This window comes from Achromobacter insolitus (assembly GCF_002209555.1).
GTDB lineage: Bacteria > Pseudomonadota > Gammaproteobacteria > Burkholderiales > Burkholderiaceae_B > Achromobacter > Achromobacter insolitus.
Genome location: NZ_NJIF01000017.1, coordinates 16,243 through 32,094 on the forward strand (window position 1 = coordinate 16,243; position 15,852 = coordinate 32,094).

A 15,852-nucleotide genomic window follows, 5' to 3' on the forward strand; every position below is an offset into this window, starting at 1 on the left:
GCTGGCGCCTTCAAGGCGCCAGCTCTTTGAACCAGGCGCGCGGCGAGATGCCGCGGTCCGGCCCCAGGATGGAAAAGCCGCCGTCCACGGGGATGTCCACGCCCGTCATCCACGACGCCGCGTCGGAACAGGCAAAGCACACCGCCGCGGCGATCTCTTCGCCCGAGCCTACCCGCCCCAGCGGATGGAAATGCGCGCCCACCGCATCCGCCGCCGGACGCGAACCGCCCGACAACTGCTCCACCGACGGCGACCAGGTCCAGGCCGGCGACACCGCCAGCACGCGCACGCCGGCGGGCGCCAGTTCCACCGCGAAATTCTTGGTGATCTGCAACAGCGCCGCCTTGGACGCCGGATACAGCGCCCGTCCCGCAGCGCCGAACTTGCCGCCCGTGCTGCCCATGTTCACCACCACGCCGCCGCGCGGCAGGAGCGGCGCCGCCAACTGCGTGAAGATCGCGGCCGACACCAGGTTGGTGTCCAGCGTGCTGTGCCATTCCTCGCGCGAGGAAGCGAGCCCCCGGTCCGCATACTGGCACGCGTTATTGACGAGGATGTCCAGCCGCCCGAAGCGCGCCACGGCGGCATCGATGCACCGCTGTATCTGGCTGTCCTGCCCGATATCGGTTTCGCAGTACAGCGCCCGGCCGTCCAGCTCCCGTTCCAGCGCGCGACCGGCCTCGGCGTTGCGTCCGACCAGCACCACGTTGGCGCCGGCCGCGGCCAGTCCGCGCGCGATGTCCGCGCCCAGCCCCTGGGTGCTGCCGGTGACGATGGCGGTCTTGCCGCTCAACCCGGGAAAGCCTGTGAAATCCATGTTTGGTCCTTGATCAATGCGGCGCGGCGGCCCAGCGCACAGCCTCCTCCACCGGCCCGGTTTGCGCAATCAGACGCATGCTGGCCAGCGACGCGTCATGCACCGCGGGATCGGCGGAGGCGCAGGCGTCCTGCGCCACCATGACCTCGAAGCCGATGTCGGCGGCGTGGCGCACCGTGCCTTCCACTACAGAATGGGTCGCCACTCCCGCCACCACCAGCCGGCGCGCGCCCAGGAGCCGCAACGTTTCTTCCAGCGGCGTGCCGTAGAACGCGCTGATGCGGGTGTGCTTCACCACGAATTCGCGCGCGCTACCCGCCAAAGGCTGCAGCCCTTCGTAGAAAGCGCTGCCCCACTGCCCTTCCGCCACCGCGCCTATCGCGGCCACGTTGCGGAAGATGGGACAGTTAGCCATGAGGTCGGCATAATCCGGCCGGAACGCGATGCGCACGTGCACGATGGGCAAGCCATGGGCCCGCGCGCCCGCCAACAAAGCCGCCGCGTTGTCCAGGAGGCGCTGGCGCGCGCCACTGTCCCCGTCCAGGCCGACCCGGATCTTGCCCTCGGGATGCAGTACGTCGTTCTGGAAGTGCAGCGCCAGCACCGCGGCGTCGGTAGCGGTCACACGAACACCTCGAACACGTCGTGCACGTCGTCGCAATTGACCAGGTCCACGCGCTTCATGCGGATGCGCCAGCTATCGCCTTCGGCGGCGAGCTTGTGGGTATAGCGGCCGGCCAGCTGCCGCGGCTGGCGCTTACGCCATTCCGTCATCTGGAACGTGGAGTGCACCACCAGGTTGCCGGCGGCATCCACGCCCTCGATTTCCACGGCGCCCACCAGCCGCGCGCTGCGCGTGGGCGGTTGCTGCGACCAGTTGCGCGGATGTTCCAGACGGCGGATACGCACGTCGCGCAGCATGCGGTCTTCCCAGAACAGCGAGATGTGGTCGTAGGGGCTTTCCTGGCCCTGCACCCGTGGCATCCAATACATGCCGTCAGCCGTCCACAGCGCCTGCCAATCCGCATAGCGGCGCTCGTCCAGCAGGCGCGCCTCGCGGTACAGGAACTGCGAGATGCGATGGTAGGCGTCCGCCGGCACCTCGGCCGGCGACAGGTCCGCGGTGCTCACGTCGAAATCAAGATCTAGCAGCATGAGCGGTCTCCGGAGGTGGCGGCCGCAGCCGTGGCGGCGGGGCCTGCTTCCATATAGGTCTTCCAGGCGTTGAACTGGTTGCGCATGGGCAGTTCGCTGGTGCCGTTGACCGACACCAGGCCTTGCTCATCGCTGCGGTCGCTGCCGTGGTAGCGGTGCATGCTGACCCACTCGCCACCGCGGGTGGCATTGCCTTCCTGGCAGCGGTTGTAGAGTTCGATGTCGTCCGGCATGACGTTGGACGAGGGCGAATTGATGACGTTGGCGTACAGCATGGCGCGCTTGAACACGCCTTCCGGCGCGCCCTTGCAGCGGAAAGTCTGGATCTCGATCATGGTGCGGTCCACGGCAATGGGGCGGATCACGCGGAACTGCTGGAACACGGTGTGGGGCGAACCGCTGCCGTAGATAACGGTGTTGTGCCGGTTCATGCCCAGGATTTCGCGGGCGCGGGTCTCGCCATAGGCGGCGGTCAGCGTTTCGAAGTGGGCGCGCGACACCGGGTCGCGCTCGGCCGCGCCTGGGTTGAAGATGCCTTCCATGTAGCCATGGCCGTTGGGGTAGGCGCGCAGCTCCAGCTTTTCCCAGAATTCGTAGGGTTCGCCGTTGCCGTCCATGATGTGCAGTTCCAGCGGCATCTCGCCGATTTCCTTGGCCTCGTCGCGCGCCGCCGCGTAGGACGATTCGTGTGTAACGCGGGCATGCATGGTGTCGTGCAGGTTCTCGTAGAACACCTTCCAGTTCGAACGCTGCATGACGCGGAAGATGCCGCCCGCGACTTCGACCTCGCCCACCGGCGAACGGTCGCAGAGATTGTCGATGGACGAACGCACCCCGCCCAGGAAATCCTCCAGCGCCGGGCCGTCCTTGGCCTGGCTGGCGAACACAAAGCCCCGGTAGCTTTCCACGCGGGCCACCCGGCGCATCGAGAACGTCGGATCCGTGGGGTCGTAGGACGTGCCTTCCAGGCCCTGCTTCAACGGCACGCCCAGATGGCTGCCGTCCAGCTTGAAGGTCCAGGCATGGTACGGGCAACGGAAGAACTTGCCGACACAGCCCTCGCCGTCGGCCACCACCTTGGCGCCCTTGTGCGGGCAACGGTTATACAGCACGTGCACGCGCCCGTCCGTCGCGCGCACCATCAGCACATCCTGGTCGCCCAGGCGCGTGGTGTGATAGTCGCCCGTCCTGGGCACCTGGCTTTCATGTCCCACGTAGATCCAGGCACGCCCGTAGATCCGCTGCATCTCCAGATCGAAGATCGCGGGATCGGTATAGACGCCACGGTGCACGCTGTCGCCGCGCACCATCGCGGCCAATTGCTCTTCGGTATATGACATGTCCGGCTCCTACTTGTGCTCGCTTTCTTTCCAGCGCGCCATCAGCGTGTTCGACGGCAGGGTCTCGTCCAGCAACTTGGCGGCGGTCTCGCGGCCCGCCACGGGCAGGCCCTTCGGGTCCAGCAACCCCACCTGCACCAGCACGCTGGCCTGATCCCAGTAGATGTGCTCGTGGTAGAGCTTGTCGCCACGGAACTTGACGATGGCGATCAGCGGGATCTCCACATATTTTCCGGTGGGCTTCACGCCGGGCAACAGCCAATCGATCTCGGTGGTGTGCGTGAAGCAGAACAGCAACTCATCCACGATCTGCGTGGCGCCCACCGTGCGCGACAACGGCACCAGACGAGTGTCCGGCGGATTGCTGTTGACGAAGTGGTGCTGGTAGAAGCGGCTGAGTTCCTTGTAGCCCACGCCCCCGGTCATGGTGGGGATGTGATTCACATAGGGTTCGGCCACCATCGTGGCCATGGTGGCGGCCACATCGCGCGTGCCGAATTCGTATTCGCAGTGCTTGTCCCAGAGGTACGAGTAATCGAACTCAGGCCCGATGGCGCGTTGCAAGGCTGCCATGCTGCGCTGGTGCGCCATCAAGGCCGACGGCTTGTCGTAGTGATCGCCGCCGGTACGCGCAAACGCGTGGTCCATGCCCGGGTAGACGTAGATCTGCACCCCAGGCTTGTTGCCCAGCGCCTCCAGGATGCGCTGGCGCGCCTCGGGCGGACAGAAGCCGTCCTGCTCGGCGATGTGCAGCACCAGGCGGCCACGCAGGCCTGAAGCTTCTTCGAGGCTGTTCTCGATACCCACGCCGTAATAGCCGATGGCCACGTCCACGTCGGTGCGGCAGGCGGCCAGGTAGGCCAGCTTGCCGCCCAGGCAATAGCCCAGCACGCCCACCCCGCCCTGCTGCTCGGGCAGCGCGCGCAAGGCGTCGATGGTAGCGGCGATGTCCTTCAGGCCCAGCTCAACGTCGAAACCCTGGTAGAGCTCGAAGGCGCGGGGCATGTCGGCCGGACCGTCGGTCAGCTGAATGCCCGGCTGCTGGCGCCAGAACAGGTCCGGCACCAGCACCACATATCCCTCCTCGGCCAACAACTGCGCCGCGCGGCGCATGAAGTCGTTCACGCCGAAGATTTCCTGGCACAGCACCAGGCCCGGGCCATGGCCGGACGCCGGCACGGCCAGATAGGCGCCGAAGGACTTGCCATCATGCGAGGCCACCGTCACTTCGCGCGTCGTAATGTTCTGGGTCATACGTATCTCCTCGATGCAGATATCCGCTCTACTTCATCTGGCAGGCAGCGGCAAAAGGGTCCTGGTACTGGGTCAGCACCGTGCCCGACAGCTTATTGGACAGTTTCCCCCCCGCCCCGGCCTCGACGATGCGCAGGTAATAGTTCTGCACCGGATACTGGTTGCGGTTGAACTTGAAATCGCCGCGCACCGACTTGAAGTCCGCGCGCCGCAACGCCGGGCGCAACGCGTCCGCGTCCAGCTTGCCGCCGGTCTGGCGCACCGCGCTGTCCAGCAACATGGCCGCGTCGTAGCCCTGCGAGGCGTACAGCGTGGGACTGCGGTTGTAGGTCTTTCGGAAGTCTTCGACGAATTTGCGGTTGGCCGGGTTGTCCAGGTCCTGTGCCCATTGCGACGTATTTCGCATGCCCTCGATGGGCGCGCCCACCGCCGCGATCGTGTCCTCGTCGCCCGAGAATCCGGGGGCCAGCAGCGCAATCTCCTTGGAGAGGCCGGCGCCGTTGAACTGCTTGATGAAGTTCACGCCCATGCCGCCCGGCAGAAAAAAGAACACCGCATCGGGCTTGCTGGCCCGCAGGCGGGTAATCTCGACGCCGTAGTCCAGCTGTCCGAGTTGGGTGTAGATCTCTTCGGACAATCCCCCCTTGTAAAGACGCTTGAAGCCATTGAGCGACTCCCGTCCGCCCGGATAGTCCGGCGCGATCAGCGCCACGCTCTTGTAGCCCTGGTCGGTGGCGTACTTGCCCATCGCGGCCGGAATGTCTTCGTTCTGCCAGGCGACCGCGAAGAAATTCGGATTACAGCCCGCGCCCGCGTAGTTCTCCGGCCCGGTATTGGTGCTGAGGTAGATGGTTCCCGACTGCAGGATGGCCGGCATTACCGGCAACAGCACGTTCGAAAACACGATGCCCGTCATGATGTTCACGCGGTCGCGCTTCAACAGCCGCTCCACCGCCTGCCGCCCAGTGTCCGCCTTCTGCTGGTCGTCGGCCACAACCACTTCCGCCGGCAATCCGCCGAGCTTGCCGCCCGTATGCTGCAGCGCCAGATTGAAGCCGTCGCGGATCTCGTTGCCCAGCGCCGCCCCCGGTCCCGACAGCGTGGTCAGCAAGCCGACCTTGACCTTGTCCGCCGCCGTGGCGCCCGCCGCCGCCGTCATGCACACCAGCGCAGCCAGCGCGCGCCGGCTCCATAGATTTCGATTCATGAGCCACCCCGTTTTCCCCGCCCGGCCTTGCCGGCGGAAAGCTGACAGAACCCGTCTGCCGTCGGTAAACGCATGCTGCCGAACAACGCCGCCAGCTTACGCGCCGCGGCGCCGCCCTCCAACCAACACGCGAAGGGCCTGCCGGCTAGATTAGGCCGCGCCCGGGCACCGCTCTATCCAGATTCCGTCAGCCTTATCCGGGATTCACTTAATTCCAAGTCCTTGACGTTTAAATTACCCTCGGCAGTAACACGGGAGCGTTCCCGTCCCGGAGGCATCCATGCACGGCTGGTCCCGACTCACGCTTGCGCCCCTGTTCAAGCGGCGCGTCTTCAGCTCCACCCAGCAGGACGAGACGCGCACCCTCGTCTCCGAAGCCCTGAAAGAACACCGCCTGACCTGGAAGGGAGGCCGCGTCGATGCCGAACTGAACCGGGGCCGCTTCGGGTCGCTGACAGTCTGTACGTTGCGCTACGGCGCCGAAGTCCACATCGAGCCCGACCGCCTGCAGGACTTCATGCTGGTCCAGGTCCCCTTGAGCGGGCGCGCCTGTATCGAATGCGGCAATGACCGCGTGGACGCCGACCCCGACTGCGCCGCCGTCATCGCTCCCAATCGCCCTCTGAAACTGCACTGGGAAGCCGGTTGCGAACAGCTGCTGCTCAAGATCCCCCGCGGCAAGCTCGAAGCCATCGGCCAGCGCGCCTTCGGCGAAGCCGCGACCCGGCCGCTCGACTTCAGCCCGGCCCTGCGCCTGGACAACCCGGTCGGCGCCGTCTGGCGCAGCATGGTCGAAAGCCTGATCCACCTGCTTCCCACCCTGGACGACGGCGCGCCCCGCCCGCCAGCGGCCTGGCTGGAGCACCTGGAAGACACGCTGGTGCTGCACCTGCTCTACAACCAGCCCAACAGCTGGCAGGCGCACGCCGGCATAGCCCCCGCCGTCCCGCGCCGGCTGAGCGCCGCGGAAGGCTATATGCGCGATCACCTCGCCGCCCCCCTGACCCTGGCCGACATCGCCCGGCACGCCGGCGCCAGCGCCAGCGCGCTCACGCGCCTGTTCCAGGAACACCGCAACACCACGCCCATGAACGCGTTGCGGGCGCTGCGGCTGGACGAGGCCAGGAGCCGTTTACGGACGCAGGCAGGCGCCAGCGTCACGGAAGTGGCGCTGGGCGTGGGGTTCGGGCATTTGGGACGGTTCTCGGAGTACTACCGGGAACGCTTCGGGGAATTGCCGCGCGAGACGCGGCGGATGATGGAGTGACGTAGAAATGCGCGCGCACGCAAAGACGACGGCGCATCAACAGTAACGAAACCATGGAACGCGCCCCCGCGCATGCTGACGTCAACAGCAATTGACAGAGCCCGGCGCGGCGGCAACGTGCGAGTCCGCACGCCGGATCATCGCAACGGCAGATGTCTCATGAACTCAAACGCTCACAAAAAAAGCACCGAAGACCCGCAAACAAAAGGCCCTCGGCGCCCAGGAGCAACCGGCAATTACTGCGCCGGCACCACAGCAGTAACCTCAATCTCCACCTTGGCCCGATCCTCGACCAGATCCGCCACTTCCACCGCCGTCATCGCCGGAAAATGCCGGCCGATGTACTCCCGGTAATGCTTGCCGATGGCCGGATACGCCGCCACGTACTCATTCTTGTCCGTCACGTACCACGTCATCCGGACAATATGTTCGGGCTTCGCGCCACCCTCGGCCAGGATCGCGACGATGTTCGCCAGCGTCTGGCGCACTTGTTCCGCCAGATCGTCAGTCTCGAACTGCTGCTGGCCATTCCACCCCACCTGCCCGCCCACGAATACGAGCTTGCTGCCCACCTGCATCTCGGTGAGCACGCCATTCGAATAGCCACGGGGCGCCATCCAATCCGGCGGTTGCAGAATCTTCATAACGTCATCCTATATTTAAGAAAAGCAAACGATCCCCGCCGCTTACGCCGCGGGAACCAGATAAGCCTGCATGCGTTCCCGCAGATCCGCAGGCAGCGGCATGGACTTCATCGTCCGCAAATCCACTGTCACGATCGTCAGCGTCGCCGACAAACGCAACTGGCCATCCGGCCCCTCGAAACGCACCAGCGCCTTGAACGACGCGCCGCCGATGCGCTGTACCTCCAGCACCTGGCGCAAACGTTCGTGCCAGCGGCTGGGCGCACTGAAATCGCACTGCACCGACGCCATCGGCGTGCCGATGTGACGCTCCACGTGCAGCGCGTGAAACGGCAAGCCCATGCCCTTGTCGAACCACTCTTCGACAAAGTCATTGATCATCTCGAAGTAGCGAGGGTAGAAAACGATGCCCGCCGGATCGCAATGACGGAAGCGGACTTCGACCTGGCTGATGAAAGGGGCTGCCATGGGATTTCCTTGTTGCCTGTTCAGGCCATCTTGCGCAGCGCAAAACGCTGCAGCTTGCCGGTTTCAGTGCGCGGCAGCGCGTCGACAAACTCGATGGCGCGGGGATACTTGTAGGGTGCGATGTTGGCCTTGACGAACTGCTGCAAGGCGGCCACCAGCTCATTGCTGGCCGCATAGCCCGGCTTGAGCACCACGAATGCCTTGACGACCTGGCCGCGCTCTTCGTCCGCCGCGCCCACCACGCCGCACTCTGCTACCGCTTCATGGCGCAACAGCGCGTCCTCGACCTCAGGGCCGGCGATGTTGTAGCCGGCCGAGACGATCATGTCGTCATTGCGCGCCTGGTAGAAGAAATAGCCATCGTCGTCCCGCAGGAAGGTATCGCCCGGCAGGTTCCAGCCGTTTTGCACGAAGCGGCGCTGGCGCTCGTCCGCCAGATAGCGGCAGCCCGTCGGACCCTTGATCGCCAATCGGCCCACCGTGCCGTTGGGCACCGGCTTCATATCGTCATCCACGATCTGCGCCACATAGCCCGGCACCACGCGGCCGATAGCCCCTGGCTTGACCGACTCGGGCGGACTGGACACAAACACGTGGATCATCTCCGTACCGCCGATGCCGTCGATCATCTCGATGCCGCTGGCCTGTTTCCAGAGCTGACGCGTCGCGTCCGGCAGCGCTTCGCCCGCCGACACGCTCTTCTTCAAGGAAGACAGGTCGAACTTATCCACCAGCGCCGCCATCTGGCGGTAGAAGGTGGGCGCCGTGAACACGATGGTGGCGCGGAAATCCTGGATCAGCTGCAGCAGGCTTTCGGGAGATAGCTTCTCGGCCAGCACCGTGCTTGCGCCCACACGCAGCGGGAAGCACAGTAGTCCGCCCAGGCCGAACGTAAAGGCCAACGGCGGCGTGCCGCAGAAGATGTCGTCCGGGCCCGGCTTGATGACGTGCTTGGGGAACAAATCGCACATCGCCAGCACGTCGCGGTGAAAATGCATGCAGCCCTTGGGCGCGCCCGTGGTGCCGCTGGTGAAAGCGATCAGGCAGACGTCGTCGGCGGCGGTATCGCAAGCCGTGAAGCTGTCAGGCTTGGCCGCGGCCAGCGCGTCCAGCGCATCGGGCGCCTTATCGTTGAAATACATGACCTTCGTCAGGCCGGGGCAGTGATGCTCGTGCGCGGGCTGCGTGCAGAATTCGGCCTCTTCCTTCAGCCGGACATCGCACAACACCGCCTGGATCTGTGCCTTGTCGATGATCTGCTTGAGCTCCTTGGCACGCAGCAGCGGCATCGTTGGCACCGTCACCAGCCCCGCCTTGACGGCCGCCAGCCACGAGGCGGCCATCATCGGATTGTTCGGCCCGCGCAGCAGCAAGCGGTTGCCCGGCACCAGCCCCATGTCCTCGGCCAGCACGCGGGCGATGCGATTGGTCAGCTTGGCCAGCTCGCGGTAGGTCATCGTGGCCTGCTTGCCGTCCTGGCTCCAGCGCAGCGCAACGCGCTCGCCATGACCGCGTTCGACCATGGCGTCCACCAGTTCGACCGCGCAATTGAACCGCTTCGGATAGGCCACGTCGGGGCCGTCGAGCAGGAACTCTGGCCATTGGTCGCCCGGGGGCAGATTGTCCCGGGCGAAAGTGTCGATGTGGGCGGATGCTTCCATGGATTTCCCCTTGCTATTGCGGTGGTTTTGCTGTGCCGGGACGACGGAGCTCGGTGGCTTCCTTACGCCTTCAGCAGTTCACGGGCAATGATCAACTTCTGCACTTCTGTCGCGCCTTCGTAGATCCGCAGCGCTCTTATTTCCCTGTAAAGCTTCTCCACCGGCATCCCCGACACCACGCCCGCGCCGCCGAACATCTGCAGCGCGCGGTCGATCACGGTCTGCGCCGATTCCGTGGCGGTCATCTTGGCCATCGCCGCTTCGCGCGTGGTGCGCTGCTTCAGCACGTCGCGCATCCAGGCGGCGCGGTACGTCAGCAACGCCGAGGCGTCGATCGCGGTCGCCATGTCGCCCAACGCGGCCTGCGTCAGCTGCAGGTCGGACAGCGTCTGGCCGAACATGCGGCGGGACTTGGAACGCGCCAGGCCTTCGTCCAGCGCCCGGCGTGCAAAGCCCAATGCCGCCGCCGCCACCGACGCGCGGAAGATGTCCAGCGTCATCATGGCCAGCTTGAATCCCTGGCCTGCCTCGCCCAGCCGGTGCGAAACCGGAATGCGGCAGTTGTCGAACGTGATGGTGGCCAGGGGGTGCGGCGCGATCAGATCGATGCGCTCGCTGACCTCGAAGCCGGGCGTATCGGCGTCCACCACAAAAGCGCTGATGCCGCGCGCGCCGGGGGCTTCGCCGGTGCGCGCGAACACGCAATAGAAATCCGCGATGCCGCCGTTGGAAATCCAGGTCTTGGCGCCATTCAGCACATAGTGATCGCCGTCCAGCGTGGCCTCGCAAGCCAGCGCGGCCACGTCCGATCCAGCGTCGGGCTCCGACAGCGCGAAGGCGGCGATGGCCTCGCCCCGGGCCACGCGCGGCAGATAGCGCTGGCGCAGCTCGTCCGAGCCCATCAAGGAAATGGCGCCGCTGCCCAGGCCTTGCATGGCGAAGGCGAAGTCCGCCAGGCCTTCGTGCCGGGCCAGGGTTTCACGCAGGATGCAGACGGCGCGGGAATCCACTTCCGGCAACGCGCCGCCCCAGGCACCGCCAGGGCCGCCCGCGACCGCATAGCGCAGCCAGCCGGCCTTGCCCATGGCGCGCACCAGCTTCTTGCAGGCGCCATCGGCGTCATGGTGATCCACGTCTGCCAGGGACGCCTCGCACCAGGCGTCGACGTCGTGCGCCAGCTTGCGATGCGCATCGTCAAAGAACGGCCAATCCAGCCAGCTTGCATCGCGCATGCTCAGTCCCCTTGGAACACCGGTTTTTGCTTGGCCACGAAAGCCTCGTAGGCGCGACGGAAATCGCGCGTCTGCATGCAGATGGCCTGGGCCTCGGCTTCGGCCTCGATGGCCTCGTCCACGCCCATGTTCCATTCCTGGTGCAGCAGCTTCTTGGTAACGCCATGGGCGAAGGTGGGTCCTGCCGCCAGTTGCGCGGCCAGCGTCTGTGCTGCGTCCGCCAACGCGCCGGGTTCGTGCAAAGCATTGAAAAAGCCCCAGCTCGCGCCCTCTTCCGCCGTCATGGCGCGGCCCGTGTAGAGCAGCTCCGACGCGCGACCTTGGCCGATCATGCGCGGCAGCAAGGTGCAGGCGCCCATGTCCGCGCCCGCCAGGCCCACGCGCGTGAACAGGAAAGCCGTGCGCGCGGCAGGCGTGCCCAGGCGCATGTCCGAAGCCAGCGCCACCATCGCGCCGGCGCCGGCGCAGATGCCGTCGACCGCCGCCACGATGGGCTGCGGGCAGGCGCGCATGGCCTTGACCAGGTCGCCGGTCATGCGGGTGAAATCCAGGAGTTCCGGCATGCTCATCTTGGTCAACGGCCCGATGATCTCGTGCACGTCGCCACCCGAGCAGAAATTGCCGCCCGCGCCCGTCACCACCACGACCTTGATGTCGGTCGCGTACACCAGCGCGCGGAACAGATCGCGCAGTTCGGCGTAGGAGTCGAACGTCAGCGGATTCTTGCGCTCGGGGCGGTTCAGGGTCACCGTGCCGATCTTGCCGTCGGCCGACACCTGCCACAGGAACGTCTTCGCCTGGTAGCCGGCAAACGGACGTTTATGGTGTTTCATGGTGTGCTCTTCGGGCTGGGTGCTCATGGTGTCTCCGTTCGTGAATTGGGGGGGGATGGGGCGCCGGCTTCAGCCGGTCATCACTTCGCCGCCGTCTACGGCAATGGCCTGGCCGTTGACCGAAGCCGAAGCCGGCAAGGCCAGCCAGGCGACCGTCTCGGCCACTTCCTCGGGCTGCACCAGGCGGCCCTGCGGATTGCGTTCGGCCAGCTTGGCGCGGGCGGCGTCCGGCGTCATGCCGGTCTTCTCGACAATATTCGACACCGCGCCGCGCACGATGTCGGTTTCGGTGTAGCCCGGGCAGACGGCATTGACCGTCACGCCCTTTTGCGCGGTTTCCAGCGCCAGGGAGCGGGTCAGGCCGATGACGCCATGCTTGGCGGCGCAATAGGCGCTGACGTAGCCATAGCCGATCAGGCCGGCGGTACTGGCCACGTTGATCACCCGGCCCCATTTTTCCTGCAACATGCCGGGCAAGGCCGCCTGGATGCAGTGGAAGGTGCCCGTCAGATTGACATCCAGCATGGACTGCCACATCGCCGCGTCCGTGCGGTCAAAGCGTTGGCTGACGGCCTGGCCGGCGTTGTTCACCAGCACAAGCACCGGACCGAATTCGACTTCGGCCTGGGAAAAGGCCGCCCGCACCGAGGCTTCGTTGGCGATGTCGGCGCTGACGGCCTGCACCTGTCCCAGGCTGGCCAGACTGTCGACCGCGGCGTCCAGCGCCGCGCCATCGCGGCCCAGCAATGTGACGCGCGCGCCGCGCTGCAGAAGCGCCCGGGCGCAGGCCAGCCCGATGCCGCGGGCGCCGCCCGTCACCAGCGCGTGGCGTCCTGACAGCGGGAGCGGAATTGCGTTCATTTGATATCCAGTTGCGCCATCGCGGCGGCGCGTTCGAAGTTGGTTTCCAGCTGGCGCTTGCCGGCGAAGTACTGGCTAGGCCACGAAACATCACGGTAGCCCACCCGCGCCGCTTCGCGTAGCGTCCAGGAGGCGTCGGCCAAATGGGGACGTGCCAGGGCGCAGAGATCGGCGCGGCCCGAGGCGATGATGCCGTTGGCGTGGTCGGCCTCGAAGATCGCTCCCACCGCGATGGTCGGGATGCCGGCCTCGTTGCGCACCCGGTCGGCGAACGGAGTCTGGAACATGCGGCCATAGACCGGCTTTTCTTCCTTGCTGACCTGGCCGGACGAGCAGTCGATCATGTCGGCGCCAGCGGCCTTGAAGTGGCGGGCGATCTCCACCGCGTCGTCGGCGGTGATGCCGCCCTCGACCCAGTCGCTGGCGGAAATCCGCACCGACATCGGCTTGTTCTCGGGCCAGACGGCGCGAACGGCGTGGAACACTTCCAGCGGGAAGCGCAGGCGGTTTTCCAGGCTGCCGCCGTACTCGTCGCCACGGTGATTGGTCAGCGGGGAAATGAAGCTGGACAGCAGGTAGCCGTGGGCGCAGTGCAACTCCAGCCAGTCAAAGCCAGCCTGCTCGGCGCGGCGCGCGGCGGCCACGAAGTTGTCGCGCACCTCGTCCATGTCGGCGCGCGTCATGGCGCGCGGCGTCTGCGACACGCCTTCGATGTACGGCAACGCCGATGCCGAAACCAGCGGCCAGTTGCCCTCTGCCAGCGGATGGTCGATCTTCTGCCAGCCCAGTTGCGTGGAACCCTTGCGGCCGGCATGGCCCAACTGCATGCCGATGCGGGCATCGCTGTTGCCGTGCACGAAGCCGACGATGCGGGCGAACGCGTCGCGCTGTTCGTCATTCCAGAGGCCGGGGCAGCCCGGGGTGATGCGGCCGTCCGGCGAAACGCAGGTCATCTCGACCATGACCAGCCCGGCGCCGCCCATCGCGCGGGCGCCCAGGTGCACCAGGTGGAAGTCGCCCGGCACGCCATCGGTGCAGGAGTACATGGCCATCGGCGACACCATGATGCGGTTCTTCAGCCGCACACCGCGCGCCTGGTAAGGCGTCAGCATGGGAATCGCGGGGCGCTGGCCCGGGGCCGCGGCGGCGCCGGCGCGTTCCGCGATCCAGCGCTCGAAGCCTTCCAGCCAGGCGGGGTCGCGCAAGCGCAGATTCTCGTGCGAAATCCGCTGCGAGCGGGTCAACAGCGAATAGGCGAACTGTTCCGGTTCCAGGTCGGCGTAGCGCTCGACGTTCTCGAACCATTCCGTGGAGTTTCGGGCGGCATTCTGGATTTTCAGCACTTCCACGCTACGGACTTCCTCGTAGTGCTTCAGGCCCGCTTCGACGCTGCCTTCGGCGCCGCTCAGGCAGCGCGCCAGTTCGATGGCGTCTTCCAGCGCCAGCTTGGTGCCGGAGCCGATCGAGAAATGAGCGGTGTGGGCGGCATCGCCCATCAGCACCACGGGCACGCGGCGCTCCCCGCGCGCGGTGTCCAGCGTGTTCCAGTGCACCCAGGTGTTGCAGATGACACGCGGGAACCGGATCCAGATGGCCGAACCGCGCAGGTGCGAGGCGTTGCTGATCAGCGCATTGCCGTCGAGCCAGGGCGCGAACAGCTTTTCGCAGTAGGCGATGCCTTCTTCCTGGCTCATCTGTTCGATGCCGGCAGCCTGCCAGGTTTCCTCCGGCGTTTCCACGATGAACGTGGACATGCCGTCTTCGTAGCGGTAGGCGTGCGCCTGGAACCAGCCGTGCTCGGTCTGGACGAAGGCGAAGGTAAACGCGTCGAAGACCTTCTTGGTGCCCAGCCACACGAAACGGCAGCGGCGCTGGTCGATGTCCGGGTGGAAGGTGTCTGCGTAGCGGGTGCGGACCTGGCTATTGATGCCATCCGAGGCGATGACCAGATCGGCGTCGTATTCGCGCGCGATGGCCTGGTCGTCCTGGATAAACTGCTCGAACACCAGCTTCACGCCCACTTCCTCGCAGCGCGCCTGCAGGATGTTCAGCAGCTTCTTGCGGCCGATGCCAATAAAGCCGTGACCGCCGCTGCGCATGCTGCGGCCCTTGAAATGGATGTCGATGTCGTCCCAGTGGTTGAAGGCGTCGCCGATGGTCTGGGCGGAAACGGGGTCGGCGTCACGCAGGTTCTGCATGGTGGCGTCGGAGAACACCACGCCCCAGCCGAAGGTGTCGTACGGGCGGTTGCGCTCGATCACGGTGACGTCATTGGCAGGGTCCTGCAGCTTCATGAGCAGACCGAAATACAGGCCGGCGGGGCCTCCGCCGATGCAGACTATTTTCATTGCCGTAGCGCTCCGTGGTAAGCGACATCCGCTCTGAATTCCTGGAGCTGGGGCCGCAGATATTTAAACCTGGATAGTTTAGGCTTGAAATATATACCTGAAGGTGGCGAGGTGCAAATGGGGAAAGTATCTAGATACTTAGGGGCGGGTAATTGGGGACAGTCTTTTTTGAGTTACGGGCGGGTTGGGGCCGGGGATGCGTCTTGGGCACTGCGGGGCGTGGGCAGTCGGCACTAGTAGGCCGCCCGTCGGCGCGGACGCTTGAGGGGTAGGCGCCCACGATTGCGGTCCGGAGCCTTCGCTCCGGACTGCCCCATCGTCATCGTCGTCACCGCCTGCGGCGGTTCCTTCCGATTCCCTCGGGCGCATCGAGGTTGCCCACCCCTCAAGCGTCCGCGCCGACGGGCTACTTGAATCTTGGACTGATGCGCTGCTAGAGCCGTGATCAGGGACGAGTCTTGCGTTGCCCGCCATTCTCGGCCGCGCGGGCGGCCGGGAATGGCATACATGATTTCTGGAATTTCGATTGTGTTCACTTGCGCGAATGCGACAAGTGGATTGCTATTGGTCCCCAGCTCTTGGGGGGTGGGCGGTGATGGGTGGCGCGCGACGGACAGCCGCTTGCGCATGCAGACCCGGACGCGCACCACCCATCCGGCATCCGCGTTGAGTGACGATTGCTGGCCGACCGGCGCGTGGCCTTCGTCACGACACCACGCCTCACAAAACCCAGACCCGGTTCTCACTCGCGCCACGCGTCACCAC

14 protein-coding genes are annotated in these 15,852 nt (G+C 65.8%); 1 reads left to right on the forward strand and 13 read right to left on the reverse strand.

Features of this window, described 5'->3' with window-relative positions:
* Positions 1–10: 10 nt before the first annotated feature.
* Genes CEY08_RS29440 through CEY08_RS29465 form a run of 6 tightly spaced genes read right to left on the reverse strand, consistent with a single transcriptional unit; the run spans position 11 to position 5,773 of the window.
* Entirely contained in the window at positions 11–817 is an 807-nt protein-coding gene (locus CEY08_RS29440; RefSeq protein ID WP_063961946.1) for an SDR family oxidoreductase, read from the reverse strand.
* A gap of 13 nt (positions 818–830) precedes the next feature.
* Entirely contained in the window at positions 831–1,442 is a 612-nt protein-coding gene (locus tag CEY08_RS29445; protein WP_042796280.1) for a cysteine hydrolase family protein, read from the reverse strand.
* Positions 1,439–1,972, reverse strand: a complete 534-nt coding sequence (locus tag CEY08_RS29450) for an aromatic-ring-hydroxylating dioxygenase subunit beta (protein ID WP_042796279.1) — start codon at positions 1,970–1,972, stop codon at positions 1,439–1,441. The genes CEY08_RS29445 and CEY08_RS29450 overlap by 4 nt, the downstream gene beginning before the upstream one ends.
* Entirely contained in the window at positions 1,963–3,312 is a 1,350-nt protein-coding gene (locus CEY08_RS29455) for an aromatic ring-hydroxylating dioxygenase subunit alpha (RefSeq protein ID WP_076816471.1), read from the reverse strand. The genes CEY08_RS29450 and CEY08_RS29455 overlap by 10 nt, the downstream gene beginning before the upstream one ends.
* 9 nt (positions 3,313–3,321) lie before the next feature.
* The gene (locus CEY08_RS29460) at positions 3,322–4,566 is read right to left on the reverse strand and encodes a dienelactone hydrolase family protein (protein ID WP_042796277.1); all 1,245 of its coding nucleotides are present in this window, start codon (positions 4,564–4,566) and stop codon (positions 3,322–3,324) included.
* Positions 4,567–4,594: 28 nt separating this feature from the next.
* Positions 4,595–5,773 carry an ABC transporter substrate-binding protein gene (locus tag CEY08_RS29465; RefSeq protein WP_042796276.1) on the reverse strand — a complete coding sequence of 393 codons (1,179 nt, stop codon included), beginning with the start codon at positions 5,771–5,773 and terminating at the stop codon, positions 4,595–4,597.
* Positions 5,774–6,053: 280 nt separating this feature from the next.
* On the opposite strand from CEY08_RS29465, the gene CEY08_RS29470 reads away from it, so the two are divergent.
* Positions 6,054–7,040, forward strand: coding sequence for an AraC family transcriptional regulator (locus CEY08_RS29470; RefSeq protein WP_076816473.1), 987 nt, complete (start codon positions 6,054–6,056; stop codon positions 7,038–7,040).
* A gap of 236 nt (positions 7,041–7,276) precedes the next feature.
* On the opposite strand, the gene CEY08_RS29475 is transcribed toward CEY08_RS29470, so the two are convergent.
* The 7 genes from CEY08_RS29475 to CEY08_RS29505 all read right to left on the reverse strand — a co-directional run bounded on the left by CEY08_RS29475 (position 7,277) and on the right by CEY08_RS29505 (position 15,087).
* Entirely contained in the window at positions 7,277–7,684 is a 408-nt protein-coding gene (locus tag CEY08_RS29475) for a RidA family protein (RefSeq protein ID WP_042796274.1), read from the reverse strand.
* 42 nt (positions 7,685–7,726) lie between these two features.
* The gene (locus tag CEY08_RS29480; RefSeq protein WP_013391343.1) at positions 7,727–8,152 is read right to left on the reverse strand and encodes an acyl-CoA thioesterase; all 426 of its coding nucleotides are present in this window, start codon (positions 8,150–8,152) and stop codon (positions 7,727–7,729) included.
* A 20-nt stretch (positions 8,153–8,172) separates the two neighbouring features.
* Positions 8,173–9,813 carry an AMP-binding protein gene (locus CEY08_RS29485; protein ID WP_063641312.1) on the reverse strand — a complete coding sequence of 547 codons (1,641 nt, stop codon included), beginning with the start codon at positions 9,811–9,813 and terminating at the stop codon, positions 8,173–8,175.
* Positions 9,814–9,875: 62 nt separating this feature from the next.
* Positions 9,876–11,045, reverse strand: coding sequence for an acyl-CoA dehydrogenase family protein (locus tag CEY08_RS29490; protein WP_042796272.1), 1,170 nt, complete (start codon positions 11,043–11,045; stop codon positions 9,876–9,878).
* 2 nt (positions 11,046–11,047) lie between these two features.
* Positions 11,048–11,905, reverse strand: coding sequence for an enoyl-CoA hydratase family protein (locus tag CEY08_RS29495; protein WP_042796271.1), 858 nt, complete (start codon positions 11,903–11,905; stop codon positions 11,048–11,050).
* A 42-nt stretch (positions 11,906–11,947) separates the two neighbouring features.
* Positions 11,948–12,739 (reverse strand): SDR family NAD(P)-dependent oxidoreductase, encoded by a 792-nt coding sequence (locus CEY08_RS29500; RefSeq protein WP_042796270.1) that lies wholly within the window; start codon positions 12,737–12,739, stop codon positions 11,948–11,950.
* Complete coding sequence (locus CEY08_RS29505; RefSeq protein WP_076816476.1) at positions 12,736–15,087, reverse strand: bifunctional salicylyl-CoA 5-hydroxylase/oxidoreductase; 2,352 nt, start codon at positions 15,085–15,087, stop codon at positions 12,736–12,738. Before CEY08_RS29505 ends, CEY08_RS29500 begins: the two co-directional genes overlap by 4 nt.
* Positions 15,088–15,852 lie beyond the last annotated feature (765 nt).

Coding starts and splice junctions, on each gene's coding strand:
- CEY08_RS29440 (WP_063961946.1), bottom strand. CDS start 817: ATGGATTTCACAGGCTTTCCCGGGTTGAGCGGCAAGACCGCCATCGTC.
- CEY08_RS29450 (WP_042796279.1), bottom strand. CDS start 1,972: ATGCTGCTAGATCTTGATTTCGACGTGAGCACCGCGGACCTGTCGCCG.
- CEY08_RS29455 (WP_076816471.1), bottom strand. CDS start 3,312: ATGTCATATACCGAAGAGCAATTGGCCGCGATGGTGCGCGGCGACAGC.
- CEY08_RS29460 (WP_042796277.1), bottom strand. CDS start 4,566: ATGACCCAGAACATTACGACGCGCGAAGTGACGGTGGCCTCGCATGAT.
- CEY08_RS29465 (WP_042796276.1), bottom strand. CDS start 5,773: ATGAATCGAAATCTATGGAGCCGGCGCGCGCTGGCTGCGCTGGTGTGC.
- CEY08_RS29470 (WP_076816473.1), top strand. CDS start 6,054: ATGCACGGCTGGTCCCGACTCACGCTTGCGCCCCTGTTCAAGCGGCGC.
- CEY08_RS29475 (WP_042796274.1), bottom strand. CDS start 7,684: ATGAAGATTCTGCAACCGCCGGATTGGATGGCGCCCCGTGGCTATTCG.
- CEY08_RS29480 (WP_013391343.1), bottom strand. CDS start 8,152: ATGGCAGCCCCTTTCATCAGCCAGGTCGAAGTCCGCTTCCGTCATTGC.
- CEY08_RS29485 (WP_063641312.1), bottom strand. CDS start 9,813: ATGGAAGCATCCGCCCACATCGACACTTTCGCCCGGGACAATCTGCCC.
- CEY08_RS29490 (WP_042796272.1), bottom strand. CDS start 11,045: ATGCGCGATGCAAGCTGGCTGGATTGGCCGTTCTTTGACGATGCGCAT.
- CEY08_RS29495 (WP_042796271.1), bottom strand. CDS start 11,905: ATGAGCACCCAGCCCGAAGAGCACACCATGAAACACCATAAACGTCCG.
- CEY08_RS29500 (WP_042796270.1), bottom strand. CDS start 12,739: ATGAACGCAATTCCGCTCCCGCTGTCAGGACGCCACGCGCTGGTGACG.
- CEY08_RS29505 (WP_076816476.1), bottom strand. CDS start 15,087: ATGAAAATAGTCTGCATCGGCGGAGGCCCCGCCGGCCTGTATTTCGGT.